13 protein-coding genes are annotated in these 20,954 nt (G+C 32.5%); 9 read left to right on the top strand and 4 right to left on the bottom strand.

Features of this window, described 5'->3' with window-relative positions; translation table 11 throughout:
• From H9W90_RS08835 to H9W90_RS08800, 9 genes are all read left to right on the top strand, one after another.
• Positions 1-2,376 carry a sulfatase-like hydrolase/transferase gene (locus H9W90_RS08835; protein ID WP_187481259.1) on the top strand — a complete coding sequence of 792 codons (2,376 nt, stop codon included), beginning with the start codon at positions 1-3 and terminating at the stop codon, positions 2,374-2,376.
• 2 nt (positions 2,377-2,378) lie between these two features.
• Positions 2,379-4,922, top strand: a complete 2,544-nt coding sequence (locus H9W90_RS08830; RefSeq protein WP_187481258.1) for a carbohydrate binding domain-containing protein — start codon at positions 2,379-2,381, stop codon at positions 4,920-4,922.
• A gap of 12 nt (positions 4,923-4,934) precedes the next feature.
• The gene (locus tag H9W90_RS08825; RefSeq protein WP_187481257.1) at positions 4,935-6,458 is read left to right on the top strand and encodes a sulfatase family protein; all 1,524 of its coding nucleotides are present in this window, start codon (positions 4,935-4,937) and stop codon (positions 6,456-6,458) included.
• A 22-nt stretch (positions 6,459-6,480) separates the two neighbouring features.
• Complete coding sequence (locus tag H9W90_RS15420; RefSeq protein ID WP_254712463.1) at positions 6,481-7,317, top strand: sialate O-acetylesterase; 837 nt, start codon at positions 6,481-6,483, stop codon at positions 7,315-7,317.
• Positions 7,318-7,422: 105 nt separating this feature from the next.
• A complete protein-coding gene (locus H9W90_RS15415) occupies positions 7,423-7,881 on the top strand; it encodes a hypothetical protein (RefSeq protein ID WP_254712462.1) in 459 nt (152 codons plus the stop codon).
• A gap of 14 nt (positions 7,882-7,895) precedes the next feature.
• Positions 7,896-9,533, top strand: coding sequence for a right-handed parallel beta-helix repeat-containing protein (locus H9W90_RS08815; protein ID WP_187481256.1), 1,638 nt, complete (start codon positions 7,896-7,898; stop codon positions 9,531-9,533).
• Positions 9,534-9,562: 29 nt separating this feature from the next.
• Positions 9,563-11,074: a sulfatase family protein gene (locus tag H9W90_RS08810; RefSeq protein ID WP_187481255.1), complete on the top strand. Its 1,512-nt coding sequence runs from the start codon at positions 9,563-9,565 to the stop codon at positions 11,072-11,074.
• 107 nt (positions 11,075-11,181) lie between these two features.
• Positions 11,182-14,358, top strand: a complete 3,177-nt coding sequence (gene lacZ / locus H9W90_RS08805; protein ID WP_187481254.1) for a beta-galactosidase, LacZ type — start codon at positions 11,182-11,184, stop codon at positions 14,356-14,358.
• Positions 14,359-14,406: 48 nt separating this feature from the next.
• A complete protein-coding gene (locus tag H9W90_RS08800) occupies positions 14,407-15,855 on the top strand; it encodes a right-handed parallel beta-helix repeat-containing protein (RefSeq protein ID WP_187481253.1) in 1,449 nt (482 codons plus the stop codon).
• Positions 15,856-15,962: 107 nt separating this feature from the next.
• On the opposite strand, the gene H9W90_RS08795 is transcribed toward H9W90_RS08800, so the two are convergent.
• The 4 genes from H9W90_RS08795 to H9W90_RS08780 form a co-directional block, all read right to left on the bottom strand.
• Complete coding sequence (locus H9W90_RS08795) at positions 15,963-17,099, bottom strand: T9SS type A sorting domain-containing protein (protein ID WP_187481252.1); 1,137 nt, start codon at positions 17,097-17,099, stop codon at positions 15,963-15,965.
• A 16-nt stretch (positions 17,100-17,115) separates the two neighbouring features.
• Positions 17,116-18,582 (bottom strand): sulfatase-like hydrolase/transferase, encoded by a 1,467-nt coding sequence (locus tag H9W90_RS08790; RefSeq protein WP_187481251.1) that lies wholly within the window; start codon positions 18,580-18,582, stop codon positions 17,116-17,118.
• Positions 18,583-18,679: 97 nt separating this feature from the next.
• Positions 18,680-19,483: a T9SS type A sorting domain-containing protein gene (locus H9W90_RS08785; protein WP_187481250.1), complete on the bottom strand. Its 804-nt coding sequence runs from the start codon at positions 19,481-19,483 to the stop codon at positions 18,680-18,682.
• 94 nt (positions 19,484-19,577) lie between these two features.
• Complete coding sequence (locus H9W90_RS08780) at positions 19,578-20,951, bottom strand: glycosyl hydrolase (protein WP_187481249.1); 1,374 nt, start codon at positions 20,949-20,951, stop codon at positions 19,578-19,580.
• Positions 20,952-20,954 lie beyond the last annotated feature (3 nt).

The following is a 20,954-nucleotide window of genomic DNA, read 5'->3' as shown; positions in this document are numbered from 1 at the left end:
ATGAAAAAAATATTATTAATAGGACTTCTAGTCACCTGTTCTTCTCTCTTTGGGTTCAATAATAAACCAGCTAGCAGGAATACAAATACCGTAACTAATCCTCCTTCCCAACCAAACATTATAGTAATTATGGTTGATGACTTAGGGTATGCAGATGTAAGTTTTAATGGCTCAACAGAAATACCAACACCAAACATAGATCGCATTGCGAATGAAGGCATAAAATGTACAAACGCATATGTAACCTATTCGGTTTGTGGTCCAAGTAGAGCTGGATTTATGACAGGTCGTTATCCGCAACGTTTTGGTTTCGAGCGTAATCCCAAATATGAACCAAACCAAATAGCCCCTGGACTCCCTTTAAGCGAAAGCACTATTGCAGAAACTCTACCAGAAGCATACAATACTGGAGTCATTGGGAAATGGCATTTAGGTGCGCATCCTGACAACCATCCTTTAAATAGAGGATTTGATGAATTTTTTGGTCATTTAGGTGGTGGACATAGGTATTTTGCAAATGAATTAACCATACAAGATAGCTATTCGGTACATAACGAAAATGACAGTTATAGAACATGGATTATGAGAGATCACAATTCTGTTAACCCAGTTGGTCAAAAATATTTAACCGAAGCGTTTTCTGATGAAGCCGTAAGTTTTATTCAAAACCACGCTGTAAATCCAGATCCATTTTTCCTGTTTCTTTCATACAATGCGCCACATGGCCCTTTACAGGCTACTCAAGAATATTTAGATAGATTCCCAACTTTATCTGGAGACAGAAAAACTTATGCAGCTATGGTAAGTGCTGTTGACGATGGTGTTGGTTTAATTTTAGATCAATTAGTAACTTCAGGTATAGACTCTAATACAATTGTGTTTTTTCTTTCAGATAATGGTGGTAAAACACAATATGCTAACAATTCACCTTTAAGAGGAGGTAAAAGTGCAGCTTATGAAGGTGGTTATCGTGTTCCTTTTGCTATTCGATATAATGGCACTATAACTCCAGGTATCTATAATAAACAGGTTTCTGCTTTAGATATATACGCTACAGCAATTGCTTTAGCTGGTGCTACACAGAATCCTGCCAAACCACTTGACGGCGTGAATTTAATACCTTATTTAACAAATGTTAATACTCAAGAACCTCATTCTGAAATTTATTTACGGAAATTTGATCAACAACGATATGCTGTAACTAAAGATGGTTATAAACTGGTATCATACTTTCATACTGGTATTCATGAGCTCTATGATTTAGATAATGATATTGGAGAAACCACAGATATTTATAATGCTAAACCAGAAATTGTTGATGAATTAGCATATATAAGAGAAGCCTGGACATCGCAACTTATTAACCCCGTTTTTCAAGGAATAACTAATCCGCCAAATTATGCTAGTCCAAGTCCAAGTGACTATTTAGTCAATCATAATTTCGAATTAGGAAATATTACTGGTTGGAACAACTGGAATAATAGTATAACAAGTACAAAAGTGAAATCGGGTACTTATGCTGGTTTGATAAAATCAAATAAAACAGGAAGTTTAAAACAAATAATGGAGCTAAAGGCAAATACTGCCTATCAACTCAAGTTTTGGTATAAATCTGATAATTCTTCTGGAGAAACTGCTAAAATCATACTACAAGATGAAGTAACTAGCACTAAATTTCTAGATGATGTAATTACTACAACTGGAACCTTTAAAGAATACGATAATACATTTACAACTGGAAGTGAGAAAAATCAAATAAGTTTAAGTGTATGGAAAGACATTGCTGGAAACAGCAATCTTTATGTCGATGATTTTGAAATCATCGAAGTTGGTGGCTCTGCAGATCAACTTCGTCTTAAAGTCGAAAGTTTATTGGCTATGGAATCTGGTCAAACCTATCAAGCTAGAGCTGTAGAAATCCCGCTTACAGCTTGGTTAGGTACAAAATCGTGGGAAATAATTGATGGTACTGGGTCTGCTACTATAGATTATAAAGGTTTAATAACAACTGTAAATGATGGAACAATTACATTAAAAGTAAGTTCATTACATAACCCTTCAATTTTTGATGAAATTGAGCTAACTATAGGAACACCTCTAGGCGTAGAATCTGAAACTGCTTCAAAACACAATTTGTTTTCTGTAGTTGGTAGCAATGTTGTAGATAACACTATTTCTATAAAAACGCATGCACATTTAAACAAAGTAACTATTCAAATTTTTTCTTTAACAGGAAAACTAGTATATATAAAAGAACTTAATAACCTTGAGCAAAGTAATCATACATTTGAATTGAAAAATGTAAGTTCAGGCATGTATTTTCTTAATCTAACAACTTTAAATGCTCAACAAACCCTCAAGTTTATTAAAAATTAAATATGAAAAAACTACTCTCAATATGCTGTTTGTTTTTTATTTCAATAACTACACAAAGTTTTATTGTAGTTAGTGAAAGTTCTGTAACTTCTATTTTAGCTGGAACAGACGATTACATTATTAATCATGACTTTGAACAGGGAATGACAGCTTGGAACGATTGGAATAACACTTTAACAAGTGTTGCTTCTGAAGTACATTCTGGCACTAATGCAGGAAAAATTAAAAACGGTAATGGCAGCTTACAACAAGCTATATATTTAAAAGGAAATACCACTTACCAAATTAAATTTTGGGCTAGATCAGAATTTAACAATCAAACTGCAACCATTCAAGTTGTAAATAATGCTACTTCTGTAAAATACTTAAACAATGTAACTGTCAATACAAGCACAGCCTATGCTCAATATTCGTATTCTTTTACAACTGATGGAGATGCTAATACAAGTACAGTATCTTTTAGTCTTTTTAAATGGAATGCACCTGCAGGAGCCATATACGCTGATGATTTTGAGATTACTGAAACTGGAAGTTCACCAGATCAAATTCGCTTAATAAATACTGATAATCTCAACGCAATGCAAGTTGGATTTTCATACCAAGCCGAAGCAGTTAAAATTCCATTAACCGCAAGTACCGAGTTATGGGAAATAGTTGATGGTACAGGAAGTGCAACTATAGACCAAAGCGGATTAATTACTGCTGTTTCGGAAGGTACTATTACTTTAAAAGTTAGTTATGTTAGTAATCCCTCAATTTCAGATCAAATAGAATTAACAATTTCTCCTGCAACTCCAGTTAGCACCTATTATATAGATGCAACAAATGGATTGGATACTAACGATGGCTTATCAGAAAGTAATGCGTGGCAAACGGTTTCAAAAGTCAACAACTTTCTTTTTATGCCTGGAGATCAAGTGTTGTTTAAATCTGGTGAAACGTGGACAGAGCAACTTATTATCACTAGAAAAGGAGCTGCTTCTAATCCAATTACTTATACGTCTTATGGAACTGGAAATAAACCCAAAATAGCCCCAACTTGTGTATTATATGCGGTAGAAATAAATAATGCTAGCTATACGGTTTTTGATGGGTTTGATGTTTCTAACAATTGCGGAACCGTAGCAGGATACAGATATGGAATTGCTATAATAGCTGATAACGAAGGTGATATTCCTGAAATCATTGTAAAGAATAATGACGTACATGATGTTGCTGGAGATCCAGTAAAATCTAACGGAACAAGTGGAGGAATTAGATTTCGTAACCAGGGTGCAATTTTAAGTAGATTGGTAGATTTGCAAATAATAGGAAATCACATTTATGACTGTGAAAGAAACGGAATAAATGGATCTACAGATTATTGGTCAACTCAATATGGAAGTTTAAGAGTTTATGTAGCACAAAACCTTATTGAACGCGTACCTGGTGATGGTATTGTTATGCACGGAACAGAAGATAGTCTATGCGAATACAATATTTGCAGAGACTTTACAAATAACTTACCTGATGTTTCTGAAAATGCCGCAGCTGGAATTTGGCCTTTTAATTCAATAAATTGTACGATTCAGTATAATGAAGTAAGTGGTCATATAGCTAGTTGGGATGCACAAGGGTTTGATTCTGACTGGAGGTGTGAAAACACCATCATTCAATACAATTACAGTCATGATAATGCTGGCGGATTTTGTTTAGTGGTATCTAACGGATTGAATAATAATGAAAGCCAAAACAAAAACAGTATCATAAGATATAATATAAGTATAAACGATGGGTATAGAACTTGGGGGTCTGGAACAAATTTTGCACCCTCTTTTCATATTGGTGGACCTACACTTAACACTCAAATCTACAACAATACCATCTATTACAATACCAAACCTTCTACGGTTGCCGAAGAATTTGTTCACTTAACCAATTGGAATGGTTGGCCTGATCAAACCCATTTTAAAAACAACTTGTTTGTAAGTACAGACCCTCAACTTTCAATTTTCAGGCACAGACAAAGTACTAACAATACATATAGCCATAATTTGTATTATGGAAATATTACAGTTCCTACAGAAGAGGCAAATGCTTTAACATCAGATCCTTTATTTGTTAATCCAGGACTTGATAATTCACCTGATGACTACAAACTAGAAACAAATAGTCCTGCAAAAGCCGCTGGTGTAATTATACCAAATAATGGAGGATTAGATTTTTTTGGAAATACAGTTCCTAGTGGTATTGCACCTACTATTGGTGCACATGAGCTACATGAAACTCTTGGATTAGATTTAGAATTCAATATAAAAAACAAGTTGTTTTCTGTTGCTGGAAGCAATATAGTAGAGAATGCTATTTCTATAAATACACATGCACATTTAAATAAAGCTACTGTTCAAATTATTTCTTTAACAGGAAGTGTTATTTATAAAAAGGAATATAAAAATTTAGAACAAAGTAAACATACATTCAATTTATATAGTATAAGAGGAGGGTTATATTTTCTTAACATAACAACAAGAAATTCTCAACAAACTATAAAATTTATTAAAAAGTAAAACTATTATAGAATGACAAAATCTAATAATTTAAATTTTCTATTAATATTATTTTCTTCATTGGTATTAGCATCTTGTGCCAATCAGAAAAAAGAAGACATTAAGCCTAATATTCTATTTATTCTATCAGAAGATATAAGTACAGATATTGAAAGCTATGGCATGATTGCTGTTAAAACGCCTGTCCTAAATAAATTAGCTAAAACGGGTATTCAATATATGAATGCTTATGGAAATAATTCTATTTGTTCACCAAGTAGATCTAATATGATTACAGGAGTGCATCAAAATATTATTAATGCACAGCACCATAGGTCAAACAGAAAAATTCCATTAGCAAAACCTTATAAACCAATTACATCCTATTTAAGAGATGCTGGTTACACTACCATTATTGGAAGTAATTTAGTTAGACAAAACGGACAAAAAATTGATGTTAATTTTAAGCATGACATGTTAGGTAAATGGGATGGAGAAACCCAATTTGGATTATTTGATAAAAAACATGAAGCTTTACCAGAAGACCAACCTTTCTTTCAACAGGTAACCATGCATGTGACACATAGAGGCGATTGGTGGAATAGTATCAGAGAGAAATCAACCCATAAAGTAAACCCGGACGATGTTGCATTACCTCCACACTATGCAGACAATCCAGTTATTCGTGAAGATTGGGCTAAATATTTAGATCAAATTGAATATATGGATGCTGAAGTTGGTTTATTATTAGCCGATTTAGAAGCCAAAGGGATGAAAGACAATACTATCATTATTTTTATTGGCGATAATGGCAGATGTAATGTAAGAGGAAAGGGCTATTTATACGAACCAGGATTACACTTACCTCTAATTGTAAACTGGCCAGCTAAACTTTCTGGCGGAAAAAAAGACACACGTTTAGTCGCTTCTGTTGATGTTGCGGCTACCATATTAGACGCGGCTGGTGTTGAACTACCTGATTATATGACTGCTCGTTCCATTATTAAGGAAGATGAAAACCCTCGCGAATATATTTATTCTGCAAGAGATTTATGGGATGAAGTGTTAGAACAATCAAGAGCAATTACTACGCATGAATACAGATATATTAAAAATAACATTGTAGACCAATCTCATGATGCGCATCAAGCCTATTTAGAATTTCACAGACCTGCTGTGCATATTATGAGAGGATTAAAAGAAAATGGCGAATTGGATACATTACAATCTAAGTTTTTTGCAGCTTCAAAAGAACCTGAAGAATTATTCGATATCATTAATGACCCTTTTGAGGTTAATAATCTAATCGATAATCCAGAATTTAAGGATGTAGCCAATAAAATGCGTGGCCATTATAACGACTGGAATTCTAAAAATCATGATTTTGGACTAGACCCAATTAATTGGGTTAATTGTCCCCCTCCAAATGCTGGCGATATTATAAAATGGTTAGAAAAAGAACAACCAGAAGTATTAGACCAAATGGCTCAAGGCATTGAGCCTGGTTTTGGAAAAATTTCAAGACAATATAATCAAATGTTAGAATCAAAAAAATAATGTTCTACTTAAATTATTAAAGATGTTAAAAAAACAAGGGCTTTTATTAGTGTTTTTCCTTTACGGGACACTTTTATTTTCACAAACAAAATTACCTTCATTTTTTGGGAATAATATGGTTCTTCAACAAAATGAAAAAGTTGCAATCTGGGGTGAAGACAAACCAAATACAAAAATTAAAATCATGGGCAGTTGGGGAGAGAAATCTTCAACAGAAACTGATGCAAATGGTAAATGGCAAGTTAAACTTCAAACTCCCAAAGCAGGTGGTCCATATACTCTAAAAATAAAAGGAAGTCAAAACGTTACGTTAAAAAATGTACTAATAGGTGAAGTTTGGATTTGTTCAGGACAATCTAATATGGAAATGCCCTTAAAAGGGAAAGTTAACGAACCTATTATTGGGAGTTTAGAAACCATTTTAAATTCAAAAAACAGTCAACTTAGATTCTTTCATGTAAAAAAGGATGCAAGCTTAATTCCATTGGATGATGTTAGTGGTACATGGCAAGAAACATCACCTGAAACGGCAAGCAATTTTAGTGCAACTGCATATTATTATGGAAAAAAAATACAAGCTATTTTAGGAGTTCCTGTTGGGTTAATACATGCATCCTGGGGAAGTTCAACAGCAGAGGCATGGACAGATAAGGAAACTTTATCTCAATTTGAATCTGTGGTAATTCCAAAAGAAATACCAAAAAAGATGAAGCAACAAGTTCCAACACTTTTATACAATGCCATGTTACATCCTTTTATTGGCTATAACATGAAAGGCGTTATTTGGTATCAAGGAGAATCTAACAAATTACGAGCAAATGAATATCAAGAACTTGTAACCAAAATGGTGAGCTCTTGAAGAACGAGCTGGAAACAAGATTTTCCATTTTATTATGTTCAAATTGCGCCATTTGAATACAATGGTATAAATACAGCATATTTAAGAGAAGCCCAGTTAAAAACCATGCAGTCTCTAAAAAATTCTGGAATGGCAGTAACTATGGATATAGGTGAATGTGATAATATCCATCCTTCCAACAAAAAACCTGTCGGAGATAGATTAGCTTATTGGGCTTTATCTAAAACCTATAATATTGGAGGAATAACTTATAGTGGGCCTGTTTATAAAGAAATGAAAGTAGAAGATTCTAAAGCAATTTTAAACTTTGATTATGCAAATAATGGATTTTCAAGTTTTGGTAAAAAATTGCATGGTTTTGAAATAGCAGGAAATGATAAAGTGTTTTATGAAGCTGATGTTAAAATAACTAAACACAAAAAATCCTTAACAGTTTGGTCAGATAAAGTGCAAGAACCCATTGCTGTACGCTATGCTTTTAAAAACTGTGTAGAAGGAACACTATACAATGTAGAAGGTTTACCTGCATCTTCTTTTAGAACCGATAATTGGGATAACAAATAATTATTGAAAATAATATGAATAAAAGCCTACTTATCTTGATTTTTTTATTGGTTATGGGGTTTTCGTATGCTAAAACATATTATATCCACCCTAAAGATGGAAATGACCAAAGCATTGGCACAAATATAAAAGAACCTTGGAAATCTTTTAAAAATATAGAAAACCTTCATCTACAACCAGGAGACATTATTGCTTTAGCTTCGGGTTACGAAATTAAAGGTAGTTTAATTTTAAAAAATAAAAAAGGGTCTAAAAATCAACCTATTGTAATAAAATCATACGCATCAGATTGTAATTTTACTCAGTTTACAACTATAAATTCAAAAGGGTTTTTAAATGGAATATTGTTAGAAAATTGCTCTAATATATGTGTTGAAAGCATAAAAATCATTGCAGATGGCAGCAATAATGACCATATCATTTCCAATAAAAAATCAATGCGATGTGGTATTTTAGTTAAAACTACAAAACCTGTAGTTTCTGAAAACATTACTATTAATAATGTTGATATCTCTAATATTTATTTCGAAAATAAAGGATTTACACGTTCAGAAGCCGAAGTAAGAAGTGCTAACGGTACGCAAAGTTATGGTTATGGTATTCGATTTTTTAATAGAACTCCTAATGCTTTTATTAAAAATGTGACCGTAAGCAATTCTTCAATTAGTAATGTTAGTCATACAGGAATTAAATATACTGGGAATAAAAAAGGGTCTATACAAAACATCACTTTATTTGGTAATGAAGTGTTTAAAACTGGTGGCCCTGGAATACAAATGAGTAATGTTTCCAGTGGACATGTGTATAATAATACCGTAAACAAATCTGGTTCAAATGATGATTCAAGAAAATGGGGTCGCGGTAGCGGCTTATGGACTTGGGGTTGCGACAATATATTAATTGAAAAAAATAAGTTCGAAAACGCAAATGGCCCTGGAGATTCTGCTGGACTTCATATAGATTTTAATTGTAGCAATATTATTGTTCAGTATAATTTAAGTAGAAATAATGCAGGTGGTTTTTGTGAAATTTTAGGAAACAACTACAACTGTAGTTACAGATACAATGTAAGTATTAACGATGGTTATAGAATTAAAGGAGAAAATGGAGCCTTTCAAGAAGGCAAACTCTTTTGGTTAAGTGGTTACGTTGGGAATAATAAAAAACAAAAAGGGCCATTTAACTCATATTTTTACAACAATACCATGTATGTTTCAGATACTATTGTGACTAAAATTGCAGTAGGTAAATCTGCTCGAGGTATTTTGATTGCCAATAATATTTTTCATATTACAGGAAAATCAAAATCAGTTAAAGGCGATCAGTATAGGCCAGAAGGTGCAGGAAAAGTGCAAGCTAAAAACATTGTGTTTAAAAATAATTTATTCTTAAAAGAAGACACTTGGCCAATAAATATTGCTATTCAAGATGCCAATCCATTCTATGGCGATGCCCAATTTAAAAATAGAGGAGGTTCTCAAATTAGTGATTATATACCTACTAATATTGAATTGATTAAAAACAAAGGCATAACTATCCCTAAAATACCTAACGATAAGAAAGGCTTACTAATTGGTCTAAAAGTCGATGAAGATATTTTAGGTAATAAAATTAACGGAGTACCAGATATTGGTGCTATTGAATTGAAATAAGAAAACTTAAATTATTTAAAAAAGATATAATGAAAAAAATTAAAGTGATTTTTGCAACATTAATATTGTTCACAACCTACACATTTAGCCAAGAAACAAGACCAAATATTGTTATAATATATGTTGACGATTTAGGATATGGCGATCTTAGTTCTTATGGTGCCACCGAAGTAACAACTCCTAATGTTGATAAATTAGCGCAAGAAGGCATTAAGTTTACAGATGCACACTGTTCTGCATCAACTTGTACGCCATCACGTTATTCTTTACTAACAGGAAGATATGCATTTCGTAAAAATGCTGCTGTTTTACCTGGAGATGCCCCTTTATTAATTAGCACCAAAAGAGAAACACTTCCTAAAATGCTTCAAAAAAATGGTTACAAAACAGCTGTTATTGGAAAATGGCATTTAGGTTTAGGTAATGGAAATGTAGATTGGAATGGTAAGGTTGCACCTGGTCCTTTAGAAATTGGTTTCGACTATAGCTATTTAATTCCTTCAACAGGAGATAGAGTCCCTTCTGTATTACTAGAGAACCATCATGTATTAAACCTAGATAAAGAAGACCCAATACAAATTAGTTACAAGAAAAAGATTGGTAATGATCCTACAGGAATAGAAAATCCTGAATTATTGAGATACGATTCTGATGATTTCCATGGAAAAACCATTATCAATGGAGTTAGTAGAATTGGATATATGTCTGGAGGAAATTCGGCACGTTTTAAAGACGAAACAGTTCCATATCAGATGCTTAATCAAGCACGTTTATTTATTGATAAAAACAAAGAACAACCATTCTTCTTATATTTTGCATTTCATGATATTCATGTCCCTCGACTACCTGATAATAGATTTATTGGATCTACAAAAATGGGAGTTCGAGGTGATGCCATCGTTCAAATGGATTATATCACTGGAGAACTAACTAAACATCTCGAAAAAAGAGGATTAAAAGAGAATACAATCATAGTGTTTTCGAGTGATAATGGACCTGTTTTAGATGATGGTTATACAGACCAATCGGTAGAATTATTAGGACAGCATAAACCAGGCGGACCATATAGAGGTAATAAATATAGTGCCTACGAAGCAGGAACTCGTGTACCTACAATTGTACACTGGCCAGGGACAATTAAACCAAAAGAAAGCGATGCGTTAATTACACATACAGACTTGTATGCTTCTTTTGCACAACTTATAGGTCATACGCTTTTGGATAATGAAGCTCCAGATAGTTATGCCATGTGGAATACTTTTTCTGGGGAGTCATGTAAGGGTCGTAAGTACTTGTTAGAAGAGTCTGTTACCCTTTCGTTAAGACATAATAACTATAAATACATTCATCCTACAAAGAAAAAAGCACCTTGGATTGAAGAAAAAAACATAGAATCAGGAACTTCTTTAAACCCTCAATTATTCGATCTTTCTAAAGATATTGAAGAACGCAATAACATTGCAGATAAAAATAAAAAATTAGTAAAGAAGTTTAAAGCTGAAATAAATAGAATTATTTCTAATGAGGTAAGTCGAAATTAACATATCAACACAATAAAATGCTTTTGTTATAGAAAATAATGCCAAGGGAATCCAAAAATACTGAGCGATTTTAACATAAATTTTTGAAGAAAAATATCAAATAAAAAATGAATATAAATATAAAACAAACCATCATAGTATTGACTTTTTCATGTATGATGTTAGGATATAGTCAATCCAACCAAAACGATTGGGAAAATCAGCATATTACACGTGTGAATACTGAAAAACCTACGTCACAACTAGTTTCCTATGCATCGTCAAAAAAAGCATTAAAAGGTACTATTGAAGATTCAGAATACTATCAATCTTTAAACGGAAATTGGAAATTTAATTGGGTTGAAAACGTAAAAGATAAACCAGAAAATTTTTATAAAGAAGATGCAGATTTAAGTGATTGGCAATTCATTAAAGTTCCATCAAATTGGCAGATGGAAGGCTATGGCAATCCGCATTATACAAATATCACCTATCCTTTTGATAAAAATCCACCTTTTATAGCTGGTGAAAACGGCAATAATGTAGGAAGCTATGTAACTGAATTTACCATTTCAAACAACTGGAAAAAGAAAAATATTTTTCTTCGTTTTGATGGGGTGGAATCCGCTTTTTACGTCTGGGTAAATGGGAAGAAAGTTGGATATTCACAAGATAGTAGAACTACAGCTTCATTTAATATTAGTAACTATTTAAAAGAAGGAGTAAATAAAGTAGCCGTTCAGGTTTTTAGATGGAGTGATGGTAGTTATTTGGAAGATCAAGATTTTTGGCGATTGAGCGGAATTTACAGAAGTGTTTATTTAGTTGCCAGACCAAAAGTTGTTTTAGAAGATTATTTGGCAACCACAACTTTTGACGAGAATTTTAAAGATGCTCAACTTGATATAAACGTAGCATTAAAAAATACAAGCGCTAAATGTTTTAAAAAAGGAATAGTTAAAGTAGAGTTGTTTAACGCAAACAATCAGTTAGTTAAAACACATAAAACTACCTTAAAAAAACTTTCAAAAAACAATCAAAATCTTCAAAATAATACCATTTCAATACAAATTGAAAATCCGTTACAGTGGTCTAATGAAACACCTAACTTATATACGTTAAAATTATCGTTACTAAATAAAAGAAACAAAGTTATTGATATCGTTTCTTCAAAATTAGGCTTTCGTCAAATAGATATTAAAGGAAGGCAAATCTTAATCAATAACCAACCATTAATTGTAAAAGGGGTAAATCGTCACGAACACAATCCAATAACAGGTCATTTTATTACAAAACAACAAATGGTTAAGGAGGTTAAATTGTTAAAACAATTAAACATTAATACGGTTCGTAATTCACATTATCCTACCGACCCTTATTTTTACAAATTATGTGATGCGTATGGTATTTATGTAATTGACGAAGCCAATGTTGAATCACACGGTATGCGTTATGGTAAAGAATCTTTAGCGAAAGACCCAACTTGGGAAAAAGCACACGTTGAACGTATGGAAGCTATGGTGGCTCAAAATAAAAATCACGCTTCAATAATTATGTGGTCATTTGGAAATGAAGCTGGAAATGGCGTAAATATGGTAGCTATGGAAAAAGCATCTAAAGCTATTGATTCAAGTCGCCCTACACATTATCATTTTTCAGATGAACCTATAGTTGGTGATATTTGGGGTGGTGGTGTTATAAAAGGTGGGAAAAAACAAAATTTTGGTAGATATCAATCTGTAAAAGATTTAATTATGATAGATGCATTAAATCTTGACCGTCCTTTTATTGTAAATGAAGTTGCTCACGCTATGGGTAATGCAATGGGTAATTTAAAAGAATATGTAGAGGTTTATGAGCAATACGAAGGCATTTCTGGAGGTTGTATTTGGGATTGGGCAGACCAGGGTATATTAGCTAAAAACGAAAAAGGCGAAGAATATTATGCTTATGGTGGTGATTTTGGAGATACTCCTAACGATTTAAACTTTTGCTTAAATGGTGTTTTATTTTCCGATTTTAGCTTATCGCCTAAAGCCTACGAAGTAAAAGATTGTTACCAGAATATTGATTTTAATTGGAAAACGAAAAATGAACTAATTTCAGTTACAAATAAACACGCATTTACCAATACCAAAAAATTTAAAGTTGAATGGAAATTACTTCAAAACGGAGTTCCAAAACTAAATGGTGTTTTTACATCATTAGCTGTAAATCCACTTGAAAAAGGAACTGTTCAAACTCCACAGGAAGTACTGAATTATATTAAAAATAGTGATGATGAATATTTGCTGAATATTTCAGTAAAAACTTCTGAAGACTATTCTTGGGCAAATAAAGGATTTGTAATTGCAAAAAAACAACTCGAATTAACACCTTGGAATTCAGGTGAAATAAGCGTGAAAAGTTCTGATGATCTTCTAGATTATAAAACGATAAATGACGATATTTTAATTAGTTCAGCACATTTTCAACTTCAATTTGATAAAAAGCAGGGAGTCATAACTTCTTATAAAATTGATACTATTGAATACCTAGAAAAAGGGCCACAATTAAATATTTGGAGAGCTCCTACAGATAATGATGGAGGATATAAAAATATGTGGAGAAATAAGTCAAATCAAGATGCTGTTAAATGGATTGATGCTGGTTTTGAAGGCGCAACCCTTCAAGTGAATACTGTTAATATTGATAAAAGTGATTCTAATGTTATTATTAATGTAGAAGGTGTGTTAGTTGGTTCAAACACGAATAACTTAGCAACTATTTCACAAAAATATACCATAAACGGAAATGGTGAAATTCATTTAAACACCTTGTTTAATCCACTAAAAGAATTGCCTGTATTACCAAAACTAGGGTACGAATTAGTACTACATAAAGGTTTTGATAAATTTGAGTGGTATGGTAGAGGGCCTCACGAGAATTATCCTGACCGTAATATAGCTGCACAATTAGGCATTTATTCAAAATTAGTTGACGAACAATTTGTAAATTATCCTGTACCTCAAGAAAACGGAAATAAAACAGATGTACGTTGGGCTAAAATAATTAATAAAAATGGAAGAGGGCTACAAGTTAGTTCTCTAAAACCTTTTGAAACAAGTGCAAGACATTTTACACTGGACGATTTAACCAAAGCAAAACACACTTACGATTTAGAAAAAACGAAAGAAGTATATTGGTATATTGATGTAGCTCAAAATGGTTTAGGTGGCAATAGTTGTGGACCAAAACAAATGGAGCACTATTTATTTAACCCCTCATTTATTGAGTTCGATTTTATTTTAAAACCTATTAAGTAACTTTTTACAATGTATAAAAATAATTTGTTTCCGTTTTTCATACTTTTTTTGCTAATAATTACCACAAGCTGTTCTTCAACCTATTATGTAGATGCTACTAATGGTAACGATTCCAATTCTGGAAATTCACCAGAAAAAGCTTGGGCTTCATTAAGCAAAGTTAATAGTGTTGTTTTTCAACCTGGAGATAAAATACTATTTAAATCAGGAACTAGTTATGTTGGCCAATTAGAGCCTCAAGGAAGTGGTGCTGAAGGAAAACCTATCATTATTAACCGTTATGGCAAAGGGGAAAAACCAGCAATTCATGGTGAAGGACAAAAATTGCATACACTATTGCTCTACAATGTTGAATATTGGGAAGTTAATAATTTAGAAATTACCAATACCGGTAAAGAGAGAGTAGCTAACAGAAGAGGTGTTACTATTAAAGCTGAAGATTTTGGAGATGTTCATCATATAGTATTAGATAGTCTTGAAATTCATCATGTGAATGGAAGTTTAGTAAAAAGTGATGGAGGCGGAAGTGCTATTGTATGGAGAAACTCAGGTGAGAAAGTAAAAACACGTTTTGTAAATTTAATTATTCAAAATTGTTATTTACATCACTGTGGTAGAAATGGTATTAATTCTTGGGGAAATATTAATAGAGAAAAATGGTATCCTAGTATTGGTGTTATTGTTCGCAATAACTTATTAGAACAAATTCCAGGTGATGGTATTGTACCTATTGGTTGTGATGGTGCTATTGTAGAACATAATGTACTTAGAGATTTTCCTGATATGCTTTCGCACGAAGAAGCAGCAGCTGGTATTTGGCCTTGGAGTTCAGACAATACAGTAATACAGTATAATGAAGTGAGTGGACACAGAGCAAAATGGGATGGACAAGGGTATGATTCGGATTATAACTGTGAAGGAACCATTATTCAGTATAATTATAGTCACGATAATTATGGTGGATTTTTACTGGTTTGTAATAATGGCTTTACTTATAAAACTTCTGGTAATATGGGCACAAAAAATACCATTATTAGACATAATATTAGTGTAAACGATGGTATTCGCCCTTATCCAACTGAACGTGAAGGCGATTTTTCGCCAGTATTTCATATAACAGGTCCAGTAGAAAATACTGATATTTACAATAACGTAATAATTTTACCTAAAAAATCATTAGACAATACTATTGTTAAAATGGATAATTGGGGTGAGGCTTGGCCAGTAAATACCACTTTTAAAAATAATATATTTTACTCTGAAGGCAATAGCACTTTTTCTTTTGGAGAAGACCAAAATACCATATTTAGCAATAACGTGTATTATAACAATATCGGTAATCTTCCAAAAGATGTAAATGCTGTTTTTACAAAGCCAGATTTTATAAACCCAAATGTTCGTGGTAGTGGTTTTGAGGTATTAGAGAATTTTATGATTAAAGGAAATAGTGAGCTAAATAAAAAATCTATTGGCGTTTCAAAACTTATTTTAGAATAATAAGATGTCTTAAAAACAACAAAGCGCTTTAATAATATTATTAAAACGCTTCATCTAGCTATTAATCAATTTTGGGGAAGTCAATAATTTAATTCATACACGCTTTTTTATTTAATAAGTAATTTGTGTGTTTTTATATTGTTATCGTAGTTTATTTTAACATGATATACTCCTGTTGAGAAACTACTAACATCAATTGTTGCCAATTTAGACTCTTTGGTTTTACTTAAAATCCTTCCATTTTGATCGTAAATAAATACACTGTAATTATGAATATCTGTTTTTATATTTAGAATATTGCTTGCTGGGTTTGGATATATTTTAAATTCCTCATTGGTAACATTATCAACACTTAAAGGCGTTGCTAGCTTATAAGCTCGTACCCAATCTACTTTTGCTGAAGACAAGGTGCCTATAGGTTGCCCTGCAAAATCACCATCTCCAAAGCTAGCTCCCACCGATAGCCAAAGCCATTCAGGAACTTGTGGCACTAAGGGATCTCCAAAATTTGAAGTACTAGTGTTTTCAACAATTGGAAACACTTTAGTTGCATTCGTAGAAGTTACAGGAACACCATCGTAGTATGTTTGTAGAAAATCAGGTGTCCAATGCAATGCAAAAATATGATACCCTGAGTGAATTCCTGGTGAATTATATGGAACAGAATATGATACATGGTCTGAACCATAACCATCATAATGTAAAACCGTTTTTACCTTATCAGTAACCCAAGCTGATTCAAACACATCTATTTCAACACCATCTGCAGCAGAGTTATTTACGTTCCCTTGGTTATGTCCTTGAAACCAAAATGCTGTGTGATTAGCCTTTGCAGTTTCTGCTATTTGTATTCTTGCTTCAAAATATCCATAAGTAGGCTCATATAGATTTCTGCTTTCAATACTTCCACAGTGCATTGTATTGCTATCAAACTTTTCACCTTCTAATTCAAGTTGTCCTACACCATTAATGCTTACATTATCGGCTGTCCACCACCAATCAGATAAGGCTGGATCTCTATTTGCTAATCCTCTACTTTTTGTACTTACACTTACTACCCATCTATCAGGGTGAGGTGTTGGAGAAGCGCTGCCATTAAATTCATCACTAAATTCTAATTCCCAGTTACCTGGCACAGAACCTTGAGGTTGTTGACCCACAGGAGTATCTGGGTCAATAAGTTCTTGTCCTCTAACACTTAAACTTAATGTTAGGAGTAAAAATACTATATATATATTCTTCATAGTTTATATTGTTATGCTAATGCCCTTTAAGTTTTACATTAGGTGCTTTTTGAGTTACTTCAATATTTTGTATTAGTTGTTTATGAATTTTATAGGTAACATCCATCCATTCTGGTTCTTCAAGCCAAAGTGGTTTTATTAATTCCGTTTCCCAAGTTTCTAATTCGTTTAAAACTGTTTTATAAGTATCAATTTCAGTTTCTAAAATATTAGTTGTTTCTCCCAAATCTTTTTCAATATTATACAAGGCAGAGCCAAAATTGTCTAATCTAATTAATTTATGATCTCCTATACGTGCACCTGCTTCATCTAATTTTCTCCAAAATAATTTATCATGTGGATTCCCTTGTTTTTCGTTTTTTAAATAAGGTAATAAACTTACCCCGTCTAACTCAAGGTCTTCATCTTTTTGAATATTTGCAGCATCAATTGAGGTTGTAAAAATATCTAAGGAAGATGTTAAGCCATTAAATGTTTGTGCTCCAGGAACTTTTGCTGGCCAACTAACTACAAAAGGCACTCTATGGCCTCCTTCAAATTTATTACCTTTCCAACCTTTTAATGGTCCCATTTTTGAATCGTTATTGTGGGCTCCACCATTATCACTAATGAAATAAATTATGGTATTATCAAGAATTCCTAATTCTTTTAATTTATTGCGAAGCTTTCCAATGTTTTCATCTAAAGACCAGGTCATTGCTGCCAATGTTTGACGTGGATGATCTTTATATTTTTCTAAATCTTCGGTTTTAGCTTCCATTGGCGTATGCACTGCATTATAAGCCAAGTACATAAAAAATGGTTGGTCTTTATTTTCTTCAACAAAACTCACTGAACGATCGCCTAAAACATCTGTTAAGTAGCCATTAAACTTTACTTGTTTTCCGTTTTGTTGTAGCATATGATGTTTTGAAGGGTTTTCAATAGGAAAATAAGAACGTCCTCCAGCTATAAAGCCATAAAACTCATCGAAACCTCTATTATTTGGATGATCACTCTCTGTGCCTCCTAAATGCCATTTACCAATTGCTATAGACTTGTATCCATTTTGTTTGAATACATCTGCCATTGTAACAACATCGTCTGATAAACCAATATCTCCAGAGCCTCCATAACCTGTTCCATTAGCCTCAAAACCAAAGCGTTGTTGGTATTTTCCGGTAATTAAACCTGCTCTTGAAGGTGCGCAAACCGTAGAACTTACATGTGCATCTGTAAAAATAACACCATTTTTAGCAAGTTTATCTATTTCTGGGGTTTCTAAATCTTTACTCCCCATAAAACCAAAATCTACATAACCTGCATCATCAATAAGTATTACAATAATGTTTGGTTTAAGTTTGTTTAAGTTTTGATTTTTTTGAGTATTCTTTACAACTTTTAGAGAAGTATTAGTGCTATTATTTTTTTTACAAGAATATGTGATTAGAAAAATACTGTATATCAAAACGATGGTTTTCACTAATTTAAAATATTTTAACATACTCTTTTTGTTTTAAAAAAAATAGTAGAGAATTGAAAATCTGTTGTGATTTATATATTCTCTACTATTACTTATAATTAATAGATAGATTTATTTTTTATTCTTTTATAAACTTAAAAGAATCAGTTACACCATTTATAGTAGCTTTAATAATATAAACACCTGTATTTAAGCAAGAAACGTTTATTTTAATTTTATTAATGTTTGGTAAAGTACTTATTACTTTCTGACCAATTAGATTAAATATTTCTATTTTTTCAATATTTTTTGAAGAAGAAACATTTAGCTCATTTGTTGTAGGGTTTGGATAATGTGAAAAATTGAATTTTTCAAAATTTTTAACTGATAGTGTATTTTCAGTAATACTTACATCATCTAAATATGCCATTGCATTACTATCATTCCACCATTGAAATCTTGCTAAAGTCATATCTGCTGCTGCAACAAATGTAAAACTGCCTTGTTTCCATGTATAATGAGGAGGAGCCCAAGTTGCTCCGTAATTTTGAGAATTACTTGCATTTGCTCCATTGTCAGCAACTAATGGTGTCAAATCCATAAAAGCCCCATTAGTATTACCAGTACGATTTCTTATTTTAAACATACCTGGGTTATTATAAGTCCCCTCAGAATTATATCCATAATAGAAATCCACCGTATATGTTGAGCCAGGTGTTACTGCAAATTCCTGTATTAAAGCAGCACTATATAATCCTCTTGTTGCGAAATATGAACCTGTACGAGGTGTCATTGTTTCATGACTTGTTACAGCCTCTGAAGTATAACTTAGTGTACCCCAATCAGATAGTGCTCCATCTTCAAATCCACCGTTAGTAATAAGATTCTGTGAAAAACAGACAGAGGTAATTAAAATTGTAAATAAAAAAGTAATTTTTTTCATAATAAGATATTTAATAATTAAAATTTAGTTTAAGATATTATAGAATTCTATAATCACTAAGCAACATATTATGGGTTGCTTAGTGATAGTATTTTTATATCTTTTCTTTTAGGGAAATATCGTCGAAATAAAAATGAGTTTGCTTATCATTCCAAAGTATAATTCTTAGTTTAGAAACACCAGATGGTATTGTAATTTCACCAGTGAACTCTGTCCAATCTGCTGTCGAAGATAGCGCATCAGAATTGGCTATTTTTTTATTAGCAATATGATCTTTAAAGACAATTTTCTGTTTATGTCCTTTGTCTTCAGCCCATTTAGAATGTAATTTATATACATATGTCTTATTGGCTTCAACTTCAACGACCGTTTGTAAAGCTGAACTACCGTGTTGTAATCTTGCACTAAAAAAACCAGTATAAGCGTCTGTAACATCTACACTCACAGCATCAGATTGATATCCATCCCATCCATTTGGGGTATTCCAAGTTGACCATTGAGTATTTTCCCAAGTTCCACCTTCAAAATGACCATTAAAAATCAACTCATCATCATCAACTGGTGGTATATATTCTGTATCCATACCTGGCCCTATTAGGGCATTTGGGTTATGTTGCGCATAAAATTGTCCAACCATTGTAAGGTTACCCTCATCATCAAATAACCTTGATGACGCTAAAGCAGGTCTACTATGATCTGAATCATCAAACCAAGCGTATCGTGAAATCCATTCAATTTTGTCTAAAGCTGGTAATACCTCTTTCATAAATTCTAACACTTGAGCTTCAGAATGTTTATTATTTTCATCATTAGTAGCCTTCCAATCTGCTACTGCAAATTCGGTTATCCATATAGGTCTTTTGTAGGCTTCATAAGTTTTTCTTAATCTATTCATAAAACTACCTACGTTTGGCCCTGGATAAGAGTGAAAACCGATATAATCAACTCTTAACCCTTGTTGCTCAACCTTTTCCATAAATTCAATCATCCAAGGATTATCTGATGAATCACCAACTACAGCAGGACTTATTAACGGCACTCCAACTTCTTCAAGTTTATGCCATACGGCAATTGCCTCATCAACAGTAACATTTGATTGGGTTATACCATCTGGTTCATTAAACCCAAGTAAATATTTTATTTTACCTTCAGCTGCTAATTGTTTTAATCTTTCTACATCTTCATCTGTTACTTTTTTCCCCCAAAACATAGGTACATACTCTACATTTTCAGGCAGCTCTTCTCTTGGCACATTTCCCCAATGGTAAAACCAATGGCTTCCAATATTATGTGTTCTGTGAGACCATGCTTTTGCGTTATAAGTATAGGCATTCCCTTTTTTACTTAATCCTACTTCGGTGCTATAATCTGTTTCTTGTATTTCAAAGTCACCAAATACATTTTTCTCACACCCTGTTAGTAATAGAGTAGTAATTACTATATAAATTATTCTATTTATTTTCTTCATTTT

This window comes from Polaribacter pectinis (assembly GCF_014352875.1).
In the GTDB taxonomy this organism is placed as follows: Bacteria; Bacteroidota; Bacteroidia; order Flavobacteriales; family Flavobacteriaceae; genus Polaribacter; species Polaribacter pectinis.
Note: the sequence above shows the minus strand (reverse complement) of the source record. Positions and strands in the feature narration are given on the sequence as shown.

Coding starts and splice junctions, on each gene's coding strand:
- H9W90_RS08835 (WP_187481259.1), top strand. CDS start 1: ATGAAAAAAATATTATTAATAGGACTTCTAGTCACCTGTTCTTCTCTC.
- H9W90_RS08830 (WP_187481258.1), top strand. CDS start 2,379: ATGAAAAAACTACTCTCAATATGCTGTTTGTTTTTTATTTCAATAACT.
- H9W90_RS08825 (WP_187481257.1), top strand. CDS start 4,935: ATGACAAAATCTAATAATTTAAATTTTCTATTAATATTATTTTCTTCA.
- H9W90_RS15420 (WP_254712463.1), top strand. CDS start 6,481: ATGTTAAAAAAACAAGGGCTTTTATTAGTGTTTTTCCTTTACGGGACA.
- H9W90_RS15415 (WP_254712462.1), top strand. CDS start 7,423: ATGCAGTCTCTAAAAAATTCTGGAATGGCAGTAACTATGGATATAGGT.
- H9W90_RS08815 (WP_187481256.1), top strand. CDS start 7,896: ATGAATAAAAGCCTACTTATCTTGATTTTTTTATTGGTTATGGGGTTT.
- H9W90_RS08810 (WP_187481255.1), top strand. CDS start 9,563: ATGAAAAAAATTAAAGTGATTTTTGCAACATTAATATTGTTCACAACC.
- lacZ (WP_187481254.1), top strand. CDS start 11,182: ATGAATATAAATATAAAACAAACCATCATAGTATTGACTTTTTCATGT.
- H9W90_RS08795 (WP_187481252.1), bottom strand. CDS start 17,099: ATGAAGAATATATATATAGTATTTTTACTCCTAACATTAAGTTTAAGT.
- H9W90_RS08790 (WP_187481251.1), bottom strand. CDS start 18,582: ATGTTAAAATATTTTAAATTAGTGAAAACCATCGTTTTGATATACAGT.
- H9W90_RS08785 (WP_187481250.1), bottom strand. CDS start 19,483: ATGAAAAAAATTACTTTTTTATTTACAATTTTAATTACCTCTGTCTGT.
- H9W90_RS08780 (WP_187481249.1), bottom strand. CDS start 20,951: ATGAAGAAAATAAATAGAATAATTTATATAGTAATTACTACTCTATTA.